At 70.3% G+C, this 10,262-nt stretch carries 10 protein-coding genes; 8 read left to right on the plus strand and 2 right to left on the minus strand.

The window, feature by feature from the left end; translation table 11 throughout:
* Positions 1-8 precede the first annotated feature (8 nt).
* On the minus strand, positions 9-689 hold the full coding sequence (gene phoU / locus WH07_RS09780; protein ID WP_046498006.1) for a phosphate signaling complex protein PhoU: 681 nt from the start codon (positions 687-689) through the stop codon (positions 9-11).
* Between the two features lie 320 nt (positions 690-1,009).
* On the opposite strand from phoU, the gene WH07_RS09785 reads away from it, so the two are divergent.
* Positions 1,010-2,323: a sensor histidine kinase gene (locus WH07_RS09785; RefSeq protein ID WP_046498009.1), complete on the plus strand. Its 1,314-nt coding sequence runs from the start codon at positions 1,010-1,012 to the stop codon at positions 2,321-2,323.
* The gene (locus WH07_RS09790) at positions 2,320-3,000 is read left to right on the plus strand and encodes a response regulator transcription factor (RefSeq protein ID WP_046498012.1); all 681 of its coding nucleotides are present in this window, start codon (positions 2,320-2,322) and stop codon (positions 2,998-3,000) included. Before WH07_RS09785 ends, WH07_RS09790 begins: the two co-directional genes overlap by 4 nt.
* 258 nt (positions 3,001-3,258) lie before the next feature.
* Here WH07_RS09790 and WH07_RS09795 read toward each other — a convergent pair whose 3' ends face one another.
* Entirely contained in the window at positions 3,259-3,954 is a 696-nt protein-coding gene (locus tag WH07_RS09795; protein WP_046498014.1) for a hypothetical protein, read from the minus strand.
* Between the two features lie 635 nt (positions 3,955-4,589).
* Between WH07_RS09795 and WH07_RS09800 the strand changes: the two genes are divergently transcribed.
* The 6 genes from WH07_RS09800 (at position 4,590) to rlmB (ending at position 10,211) form a co-directional block, all read left to right on the plus strand.
* Positions 4,590-5,072, plus strand: a complete 483-nt coding sequence (locus WH07_RS09800) for a CarD family transcriptional regulator (protein WP_003953493.1) — start codon at positions 4,590-4,592, stop codon at positions 5,070-5,072.
* A 431-nt stretch (positions 5,073-5,503) separates the two neighbouring features.
* Positions 5,504-6,250 (plus strand): 2-C-methyl-D-erythritol 4-phosphate cytidylyltransferase, encoded by a 747-nt coding sequence (ispD, locus tag WH07_RS09805; RefSeq protein WP_046498093.1) that lies wholly within the window; start codon positions 5,504-5,506, stop codon positions 6,248-6,250.
* Positions 6,251-6,344: 94 nt separating this feature from the next.
* On the plus strand, positions 6,345-6,890 hold the full coding sequence (gene ispF, locus WH07_RS09810; RefSeq protein ID WP_408645825.1) for a 2-C-methyl-D-erythritol 2,4-cyclodiphosphate synthase: 546 nt from the start codon (positions 6,345-6,347) through the stop codon (positions 6,888-6,890).
* A gap of 177 nt (positions 6,891-7,067) precedes the next feature.
* Positions 7,068-7,472, plus strand: coding sequence for a PPOX class F420-dependent oxidoreductase (locus tag WH07_RS09815; protein WP_046498098.1), 405 nt, complete (start codon positions 7,068-7,070; stop codon positions 7,470-7,472).
* Positions 7,473-7,668: 196 nt separating this feature from the next.
* Complete coding sequence (cysS, locus tag WH07_RS09820) at positions 7,669-9,069, plus strand: cysteine--tRNA ligase (RefSeq protein ID WP_046498101.1); 1,401 nt, start codon at positions 7,669-7,671, stop codon at positions 9,067-9,069.
* A gap of 191 nt (positions 9,070-9,260) precedes the next feature.
* Positions 9,261-10,211 carry a 23S rRNA (guanosine(2251)-2'-O)-methyltransferase RlmB gene (gene rlmB, locus WH07_RS09825; RefSeq protein WP_046498103.1) on the plus strand — a complete coding sequence of 317 codons (951 nt, stop codon included), beginning with the start codon at positions 9,261-9,263 and terminating at the stop codon, positions 10,209-10,211.
* The last annotated feature ends 51 nt before the right edge of the window (positions 10,212-10,262 follow it).

The raw sequence follows: 10,262 nt of genomic DNA on the forward strand, positions 1-10,262 counted from the left end.
CCCTCCCCCTACGCCCCCTCCACCGGCGTCTCCGCCGGCTGGATCTCGTCCGCGTGCTCGCCCGTCACCAGGTAGACCACCCGGTTCGCGACCGCCACCGCGTGGTCCGCGAAGCGCTCGTAGTAGCGGCCGAGCAGCGTCACATCGACCGCCGTCTCGATGCCGTGCTTCCACCGGTCGTCCATCAGGTGCTGGAACAGCGTCCGGTGCAGCAGGTCCATCTCGTCGTCGTCCTGTTCGAGCTGGAGCGCCAGGTCGACATCCTTGGTGATGATGACCTCGGCCGTCTTCGCCATCAGACGCTGCGCGAGCTGCCCCATCTCCAGCAGCGTCGCGTGCAGGTCGTGCGGCACGGGCGAGGAGGGGAAGCGGAGGCGGGCCAGCTTGGCGACATGCTGCGCCAGGTCGCCCGAGCGCTCCAGGTCGGCGCTCATCCGCAGCGAGGTGACCACGATCCGCAGGTCGGTCGCGACCGGCTGCTGCCGCGCCAGCAGCGCGATGGCCCTGGCCTCCAGGTCGTGCTGGAGGTCGTCGACCCGCTGGTCGGCGGCGATCACGCTCTCGGCGAGCTTGAGATCGGCGTCGAGCATGGCCGTGGTGGCACGGCCGATGGCGGAACCGACCAGCCGGGCCATCTCGACCAGGTCCTCGCCGATCGAATCCAGTTCCTCGTGGTACGCGTCCCGCATGGGGTTGTCCCTCTCTTGGTGTTTTTTCCCGGCTTCGCCTTGACGTTCCTCGGCTACCCTTCCCCGCCTCGGTGTGCCTCGGCGTTTCGTGGCGTCCGGACGCCCCCGCCCGTAGGCCCCCGCCAGTAGCCAGGGCCGCTGAGCCGGGGACTTGACCGGAAGCCGCGGCCCCCACGGTCCCACGCTCCGGCCGGAACGCGTCGGGCGCCTCCCCCGCAAATGAACCGGCACTATCCCCTCCATGAACTCTGGGCGACGAGTGTCGGAGGAGACACCCGGACGGCTGGGAGAGTGTCCTGGGGCCCGCATACGCTGGTCGCATGGACGTGAACGCGGCGGTCGCCGCATTGGCAGCGATCGCCGGTGTCTGCACCGGCGTGATCGCCATGCTGGCGTTTCGCTGGAGCGAACGCGACCAGACGCGGCCCACCCGTACGTCCCTGCACACCGACGCCGTGCTGCCTCCCGGCGTGGACACCGTGCTCTCCGTACTCCGCTCCTCCGCCGTCGTCCTCGACGAGAGCGACTCCGTGGTCAAGGCCAGTTCCGCGGCGTATGCGCTGGGCCTGGTCAGGGGCGGCAAGCTCGCCGTCGAACCGATGCTGCACATGGCGCGCGACACCCGGCGGGACGGCGAGATAAGGCAAGTGGAGCTGGACCTTCCGAGGCGCGGTACGGGCCGGGGCGAGGCGCTCGCGGTCTCCGCCCGGGTGGCCCCGCTCGGCTCCCGGCTGGTGCTGCTGCTGGTCGAGGACCTCACCGAGGCCCGTCGTATCGAAGCCGTACGACGGGATTTCGTGGCGAATGTCAGCCACGAGCTGAAGACCCCCACCGGGGCGCTCTCGCTGCTCTCCGAGGCCGTCATGGACGCCTCCGACGACCCCGAGGCCGTCACCCGCTTCGCCGGGCGCATGCAGATCGAGGCGACCCGGCTCACCAATCTCGTACAGGAGCTGATCGACCTCTCCCGGGTGCAGAACGACGACCCGCTGGAGGACGCCGAGCCCGTACGCGTGGACGAACTCGTCGCCGAGGCCATCGACAGGTCCCGGCACGCGGCGTCCACCAAACAGATCACCATGGCGGCGGGCGGCACCGTCCACCTCCATGTGTGGGGCAATCGCGGCCAGCTCGCCGCGGCCCTCGGCAATCTCGTCGAGAACGCCGTCAACTACTCTCCGGCCCGCACGCGCGTCGGTATCGCCGCGCACCGCGTCTCCGCCACCGGCGGGGACCTGATCGAGATAGCCGTGACCGATCAGGGCATAGGCATCTCGGAGAAGGACCGGGAGCGGATCTTCGAACGGTTCTACCGTGTCGACCCGGCCCGCTCCCGGGCAACCGGTGGTACGGGGCTCGGCCTCGCCATCGTCAAACATGTGGCCGCCTCGCACGGCGGGGAGGTCACCGTATGGAGCTCGGAGGGCCAGGGCTCCACCTTCACCCTGCGGCTGCCCGAGGCGGGAGCCGTACGGGACCGGAGGCGGTCCACCGGCCCGGACGAAGACGACCGGTCCCCGGAAGACGACCTGTCTCCGTACGACAGAGACACAGACACCGATACCGACAGCGACCCCAGCCTCGAGCTGGCTGATCCCCCGACCGTGATTCCTGCCCCGGAGGTCCTTCCGTGACCCGAGTGCTCGTCGTCGAGGATGAGGAATCCTTCAGCGACGCCCTTTCCTACATGCTCCGCAAGGAAGGCTTCGAGGTCGCGATCGCGACCACCGGGCCCGCGGGGCTCGACGAGTTCGAACGCAACGGCGCCGACCTCGTCCTGCTCGACCTGATGCTGCCCGGCCTGCCGGGCACCGAGGTCTGCCGCCAGCTCCGCGGCAGATCCAATGTCCCGGTGATCATGGTCACCGCCAAGGACAGCGAGATCGACAAGGTCGTCGGCCTGGAAATAGGGGCCGACGACTATGTGACCAAGCCCTTCTCCTCGCGGGAACTGGTCGCCCGTATCCGCGCGGTGCTGCGCCGCAGGGGCGAGCCGGAGGAGGTCACGCCGGCCGCGCTGGAGGCGGGCCCGGTCCGGATGGATGTGGACCGGCATGTGGTGACGGTCTCCGGCGGCAAGGTCGATCTGCCGCTCAAGGAGTTCGACCTGCTGGAGATGCTGCTGCGCAACGCGGGCCGTGTGCTGACCCGGATGCAGCTCATCGACCGGGTCTGGGGCGCGGACTACGTCGGCGACACCAAGACGCTCGACGTCCACGTCAAGCGGCTGCGCGCGAAGATCGAGCCGGATCCGGGAGCGCCGCGGTATCTGGTGACGGTGCGGGGCCTGGGCTACAAGTTCGAGCCGTAGACCGGCCCGGGCCGCGGCCCCGGCCGGAGCGCGCCGTCGCGTACGGCGCGCGTCATCCCGTACGGCGCGCCACCCCGTACGGCGCGTCGCCCGGACACACGGCGACGCGCGTATACGGCGTCGCCCGTAGTGCTGAAAGCCGCAGCGCTGTGGCGCCCTGCCCGACTTCTTCCCGGGCGGGGCGCCACAGCGCTGTTGTACGTGGCAGTGCTGTACCCAGTTTGTACGTGCGGCCTGTCGGGCGTTGTGCGGTGCTGCTCAGTGCCCGCTGGAGTCCGAACCGGACTCCAGCGCGGACCCGGCCGGCGTTCCCGTCTCGCCGGCCTCGCCGGACTGGCTCCCCGAGGGCGAGTCCGACGGGGAGTCCGAGGGCGACCCGGAAGGCGAACCGGCCGGGGTGCCCGAAGGGCCGCCGGACGGCGAGACCGAGGGCGACGGCAGCGCGCTCGGGCCGACGTCCTTGTAGTAGGTGTCGGACGGGAAGACGAACGCGCGCAGACCGATGTCGCCGGTCTCGCTGAAGGTGAAGACGACCTGCTGGGCGTCGCCGTCCTTCGCGGCCTCGCGCCCGTTCTCGATCACGGCGGAGGCGTTGCCCTTGCCGCCGAGCTGCACGGAGCCGCCGGCCGGTACGGTCACCGGCCCCGACCCCTCGGCGGGCGAGAGCGTCACACTGGCGCTGGTGCCGGGCAGCTTGATCGCGTCGAGGGTCTGCGCGCTCCTGCCGTTGTTGAAGACCGTGCCGGTGACGACGGCGGGACCCTCCGCGTCGGCCGCCGGCTGGGTGATCACCGTGGCGTTCTGGATGGAGATGTCACCGACGGAGGTGGCGGCATTGTCCGGCTTGACGCCAAGCGTCTGCGCGTTGTTGCCGGCGCCGCACGCGGTGAGCGGGGCAAGCGAGAACACGAGGGCGGAGGCGGCGAGGACGCCGCGTCGAAGGCTGCGGCTCACGGCGGCGGCAACTCCTAGGACGTACGGACGGAATGGGCAGGCAGGCGTTCGGCGGCCCAAGGGCGTGTTTCGGAAGCCCCAGGCTACCGAGCCGTCACGGAGGCCCCGCACCCGACCCGCCTCCAGCCGCACCGCCCAGCACGGCGCCCGGCACGGCGCCGCCCCGGGCAGCGGTCCAGAGGCCCGGATTCCGTATCCGATATCCCTCCCGATCCCGCTGTTTAGCGTGCCGTTCACATAATGCCGGTGATCAATTCCTCCGGGCGCCGTACATTCCCCGCGAATACCGTGCCGTGGGCCCGGCGTGATCAAATTCAGAATCTCTCGCACTTCGATCCGCCTTCGATCCGCACGAGTGATCGACATCCGAACGGACTACGGGAAGTTCGAGGCCTTAAATCCGGCAAATCGGGACGTTCATCCTCGTGCAGGGGTGTTGTGCGGGGCGTAACCGGCGCGTTTCCGTGCGCCCGCGCAGCCGCTCCGACCTGCGAATACCCGCTTCCGGAAGCTGTCCGCAGCACGTTCCCGGTGCGCTTGTCAAGCCCCGAGAACCGTCCTGACCTGCGAAAACGCCATTCAGAAGATGCCATTCTCGTGTTACCCTGGATAGCCACGGAAGGGGTACCTGTCACATGACGTTCAAGGTTGGCGACACCGTGGTCTATCCCCATCACGGGGCCGCGCTGATCGAGGCCATCGAAACTCGCCAGATCAAAGGCGTGGACAAGACCTACTTGGTGCTCAAGGTCGCCCAGGGCGACTTGACAGTGCGTGTACCGGCGGACAATGCGGAGTTCGTCGGCGTGCGCGATGTGGTCGGTCAGGACGGGCTGGACCGGGTCTTCGAGGTGCTCCGCGCACCATACGCAGAAGAGCCGACGAACTGGTCCCGTCGTTACAAGGCAAATCTCGAGAAGCTCGCCTCCGGCGATGTCATCAAGGTCGCTGAAGTGGTGCGCGACCTCTGGCGCCGCGAGCGTGAGCGTGGACTTTCCGCAGGTGAGAAGCGCATGCTCGCCAAGGCGCGACAGATTCTTGTCAGCGAGCTGGCTCTCGCGGAGAACACGAACGAAGACAAGGCCGAGGCTCTGCTCGACGAGGTCCTCGCGTCCTGAACCCAGGATGTGACGCTGCTGTGCCCGCAGCGCCGCTCGCATGCCGTACGCGCATGCCGTCCCACGCAGTCGCAGTGAATGCCGTGGTGCCCGCTGACCAGCCTTGAGGGAAATGCTGTGTCGCCGGGCGCCGCGGCATGTCCGTACACCCGTAGTTTCCTTGAACCCGCAATGTCCGTACACCCGCACCTCGTACGACATCAGGTCCACGCACACCTGCGGGGGCTTTACGCGCCGCGCCGGGGACTTCACCGGGCCGCCGCCCGGGGAACGCGCCATGCCCGGGCGGACCCGCGGAGGCCGGGCCCGGGGCAGCCGGCGCGATCCGTCTCGACCGTGTGTCACGGAAGGGTCCGGTCAAGGCGTCGCGCCCGGCACGCTGTGGCCATACCCATGTCGGCCGAGGAAACAAACCTGCCGGAGTCCAACCGATGTCAGACGAAGCCCGCCCCCACCGCACCGCCGCCGTCATCCCCGCGGCAGGCCGGGGCGTACGGCTCGGCCCCGGAGCCCCCAAGGCGCTCCGCGCGCTGGGCGGCACACCGATGCTCATCCACGCCGTCCGCGCGATGGCCGCCTCGCGTGCCGTCTCGCTCGTTGTGGTGGTGGCCCCGCCCGACGGCGCCGCCGAGGTGAAACACCTCCTCGACGAGCACGCCCTGCCCCAGCGCACCGACTATCTCGTCGTGCCCGGCGGCGAGACCCGCCAGGAGTCCGTACGGCTCGGGATCGAGGCCCTGCCCGATTCGATCACCGCCGTACTGGTCCATGACGCGGCGCGCCCGCTCGTACCCGTCGACACCGTGGACGCCGTCGTCGAGGCGGTACGGGACGGAGCGCCGGCCGTGGTGCCCGCGCTGCCGCTCTCGGACACCGTCAAACAGGTCGAACCGCGCGAGAAGGGCGAGCCGGAACCGGTCGTCGCGACACCCGAGCGGGCGCTGCTGCGCGCCGTACAGACCCCGCAGGGCTTCGACCGGGCCACCCTCCAGCGCGCGCACGAGACGGTGGCCGCGGTCGGCGAGGGCGCGACGGACTGCGCCGGTATGGTCGAGCGGCTCGGCGCGCCGGTGGTGGTCGTGCCAGGACACGAGGAGGCGTTCAAGGTGACCCGGCCGCTGGATCTGGTGCTGGCGGAGGCGGTTCTCGCGCGGAGGAGGGCGAACGATGGCTTCTGAGCAGACTTCGGGCGAGCGGGCCCCCGTGGCCCAGCAGGCTTCCGAGCCCGCCGCGCCCGTGCCCGCCGCGCCTGCGCCCACAGGGCCTGCGCCCGTGCCCACAGAGCCAGTGCCCGTGCCCGCCGCCGCGCCCGCGTCCGTGCCCGCCGCGCCCGTGCCCGTACTCCTGCCCCTCGTGGGCATCGGGACCGATATCCACGCCTTCGAGGAGGGCCGCCCGCTCTGGTGCGCCGGGCTGCTCTGGGAAGGCGAGGGACCTGGTCTGGCCGGTCACTCCGACGCGGATGTCGTCGCCCACGCCGCCTGCAACGCGCTCTTCTCGGCCGCCGGTCTCGGCGACCTCGGCGCGCACTTCGGCACCGGCCGTCCGGAGTGGTCCGGTGCCTCCGGACTCACCCTCCTTACGGAGGCGGCCAGAATCGTGCGTGAGGCGGGCTTCACGATCGGCAATGTCGCCGTGCAGGTCGTCGGTCTCAGGCCGAAGATCGGGAAACGGAGGGACGAGGCTCAGAAGGTGCTCACCGAGGCCGTCGGCGCCCCGGTCGCGGTCTCCGCCGCCACCTCCGACGGGCTCGGCTTCACGGGCCGCGGGGAGGGGCTGGCCGCGATCGCGACGGCGCTGGTGATCCGTGGCGGCTGACGGAAATGCCAGGCGCGGGACACGGGTTGAGAGAGCGTCAGCGGGATTCGTACAGCCGTAGTCTCAGCAGTTCCCGGACCCTGCCCGGCCCTGCCCGGCCCCTGTCCGGGTATCGGCAACAGCGTCAGCATCGGCAACACCGTCAGCATCAGGAACTCAGGAAGCAGGAAGGCAGTCATGACAGCCGCACTCTCCGAGAAGCTCAAGGAACTCCTCGACGGACCCGTCTTCGTCGACATCGCGACCGTCCAGCCCGACGGCAGCCCCCAGGTCTCGCCGGTCTGGGTGAAGCGCGACGGGGACGATCTCCTCGTCTCGACCACCATCGGCCGCCGCAAGGAGCAGAACCTGCGCCGCGACCCCCGGGTGTCGGTCGTCGCACGGCCCGAGGACGCGCCGTACCTCTACGCGGAGATCCGCGGCTCCGCGACCCTGACCACCGAGGGCGGCCAGGAGCTGATCAACGAGCTGTCGCTCAAGTACACCGGCAAGCCGTACGCGGAGTTCAACCCGGCGTCCAAGGACGACGCCGAGCGGGTGGTCGTCCGTATCACCCCGCGCAAGATCGTCGGGCGTATCTGAACGAGCTGGCGTATCCGAGGCAGCGGGCGTATCCGAACCAGTCGGAGACCGGCCACCCGACCCGATCGGATCAAACGTCCCAAACGCCGCGAAATTCCGCCGAAGACTTTGCCGGGCGGGTATGAACGTCACGCTTCTGTGTCCCCGTGGCCCAAAGGGTCGCGGGGCACTACCCCTGGCGCACTACCCTTGTCGCGTGACTATTCGGCTGTACGACACCGGCGCCCGGCAGATCCGTGATTTCATCCCGCTCACGCCGGGCTGTGTCTCGATCTACCTGTGTGGCGCCACCGTGCAGGCCGCCCCGCACATCGGGCACATCAGGTCGGGACTGAACTTCGACATCATGCGCCGCTGGTTCGACTACCGTGGCTACGACGTGACGTTCGTACGGAACGTCACGGACATCGACGACAAGATCATCACCAAGTCCGCCGCCCAGGGGCGCCCCTGGTGGTCCATCGGGTACGAGAACGAGCGCGCCTTCAACGCCGGCTACGACGTCCTCGGCTGCCTGCCCCCCAGCTACGAGCCCCGCGCCACCGGCCACATCACCGAGATGGTCGAGATGATGCGCGGTCTGATCGAGCGCGGTCACGCCTATGTGTCGGACGGCAATGTCTACTTCGACGTCCGGTCCTTCCCGCAGTACCTGGAACTGTCCAACCAGGACCTGGACGATCTGCGCCAGCCCTCCGGCGAGGGCGAGACCGGCAAGCGCGACCAGCGCGACTTCGCCATGTGGAAGGCCGCCAAGCCCGGCGAGCCGAGCTGGGAGACCCCCTGGGGGCGCGGCCGGCCCGGCTGGCACCTGGAGTGCTCGGCGATGGCCCACAAGTACCTGGGCAGCGCCTTCGACATCCACGGCGGCGGGATCGACCTGATCTTCCCGCACCACGAGAACGAGATCGCGCAGGCCAAGGCGTACGGGGACGAGTTCGCGCGGTACTGGGTGCACAACGCCTGGGTCACCATGAGCGGCGAGAAGATGTCCAAGTCGCTCGGCAACTCGGTGCTCGTCTCCGAGATGGTCAAGCACTGGCGCCCCATCGTGCTGCGCTACTACCTCGGCACCCCGCACTACCGATCGATGATCGAGTACAGCGAGGAGGCGCTGCGCGAGGCCGAGTCGGCGTTCGCGCGCATCGAGGGATTCGTACAGCGCGTGGTGGAGAAGGCCGGGGGAGTCGTCGAGCCCGCCGGTGAGGTGCCGCCGGCCTTCGCCGAGGCCATGGACGACGATCTCGGCGTACCGCAGGCGCTCGCGGTCGTCCACACCACCGTCCGGCAGGGCAACTCCGCGCTCGCCGCCGACGACAAGGAAGCGGCCGTCGCCCGGCTCGCGGAGGTACGGGCCATGCTCGGCGTCCTCGGCCTGGACCCGCTCGACCCGCACTGGGCCGGCGAGGCCGACCGCGGTGAGGACCTGCACGGCGTCGTCGACACCCTCGTACGGCTCGTTCTGGAGCAGCGCGAGGCCGCGCGGACGCGCAAGGACTGGGGCACGGCGGACGCCATCCGGGACCAGCTCCAGCAGACCGGACTTGTCATCGAGGACGGTCCCTCGGGCCCGCGCTGGACACTGGGACCGCGCTGACCTGCACCGATGTGCCGCCCGGAGGCCCCGGGCGGCACACTGGCGTACCGGCGGCGCTCCGGCGTACGTACACTCCGAAGCACGCTCCGAAGCGTCCGGACGCACAGGATCCGAGGCACTCTCCGGAAGCACTGAATCCGAAGCACTCTGAAGCAGCGCGGGCGACGCGCAAGCAACGAAACAGGTAGGTCATGGCCGGGAACAGCCAGCGCAGGAACCGCCGCACGTCCAACAAGAAGGGCGCGCAGGTCGGCAGCGGTGGCAAGCGGCGCCGCGGGCTCGAGGGCAAGGGCCCCACCCCGCCCGCGTCCGCCCGCAAGGGCCACGCCCAGAACCGCGCCGCCAACGCCAAGGCCCGGCAGACCGCACGGCGCCAGGTCGCCCGGCGCGGCGGCAAGGGCACCAGCGAGATGGTCGTCGGCCGCAACCCGGTCTTCGAGGCGCTGCGGGACGGCGTACCGGCGACGACGCTGTACGTCCAGCAGTTCATCGACAACGACGAGCGGGTCCGCGAGGCGCTCCAGCTCGCGGCCGACCGCGGCGGCATCCACCTGATGGAGGCCCCCAAGCCCGAGCTGGACCGGATGACGAACGGGCTGAACCACCAGGGCCTCGTCCTCCAGGTCCCGCCGTACGAATACGCCCACCCCGAGGACCTCGCGACGGCGGCGCTGGACGACGGCGAGGACCCGTTGATCGTCGCGCTCGACGGGGTCACCGACCCGCGCAACCTGGGCGCCGTCGTCCGCTCGGTCTCCGCCTTCGGCGGGCACGGCGTCGTCGTACCGGAGCGGCGCGCGGCCGGGATGTCCGCGGGCGCGTGGAAGTCCTCGGCCGGCACGGCGGCCCGTACGCCCGTCGCCCGCGCCACCAACCTCACCCGCGCCCTGGAGTCGTACCGGAAGGCCGGACTGGTGGTCGTCGGTCTTGCGGCGGACGGCGAGGCCGAGGTCGGCGAACTGGAGGCGCTCGGCGGACCGGTGGTGATCGTGGTCGGCAGCGAGGGCCGGGGCCTGTCGCGACTGGTCGGGGAGACGTGCGACTTCCTGGTACGGATCCCGATGCCGGGCGGCGCCGAGTCGCTGAACGCGGGCGTCGCGGCGGGCGTGGTGCTGTACGAGGCGGCGCGCCGGCGGGCGTGAGGCGGGAGCGTCCGGGGCGGGCCGAGTTCCGCGGGGGGCGTGAGGCGGGAC

This window comes from Streptomyces odonnellii (assembly GCF_000981895.1).
Classification (GTDB): Bacteria; Actinomycetota; Actinomycetes; order Streptomycetales; family Streptomycetaceae; genus Streptomyces; species Streptomyces odonnellii.

Excerpts from the sequence above, each read along its gene's own strand:
- WH07_RS09815 (WP_046498098.1), top strand. The coding sequence starts at position 7,068 with ATGACAGCCGCACTCTCCGAGAAGCTCAAGGAACTCCTCGACGGACCC.
- ispD (WP_046498093.1), top strand. The coding sequence starts at position 5,504 with ATGTCAGACGAAGCCCGCCCCCACCGCACCGCCGCCGTCATCCCCGCG.
- WH07_RS09785 (WP_046498009.1), top strand. The coding sequence starts at position 1,010 with ATGGACGTGAACGCGGCGGTCGCCGCATTGGCAGCGATCGCCGGTGTC.
- rlmB (WP_046498103.1), top strand. The coding sequence starts at position 9,261 with ATGGCCGGGAACAGCCAGCGCAGGAACCGCCGCACGTCCAACAAGAAG.
- phoU (WP_046498006.1), bottom strand. The coding sequence starts at position 689 with ATGCGGGACGCGTACCACGAGGAACTGGATTCGATCGGCGAGGACCTG.
- WH07_RS09800 (WP_003953493.1), top strand. The coding sequence starts at position 4,590 with ATGACGTTCAAGGTTGGCGACACCGTGGTCTATCCCCATCACGGGGCC.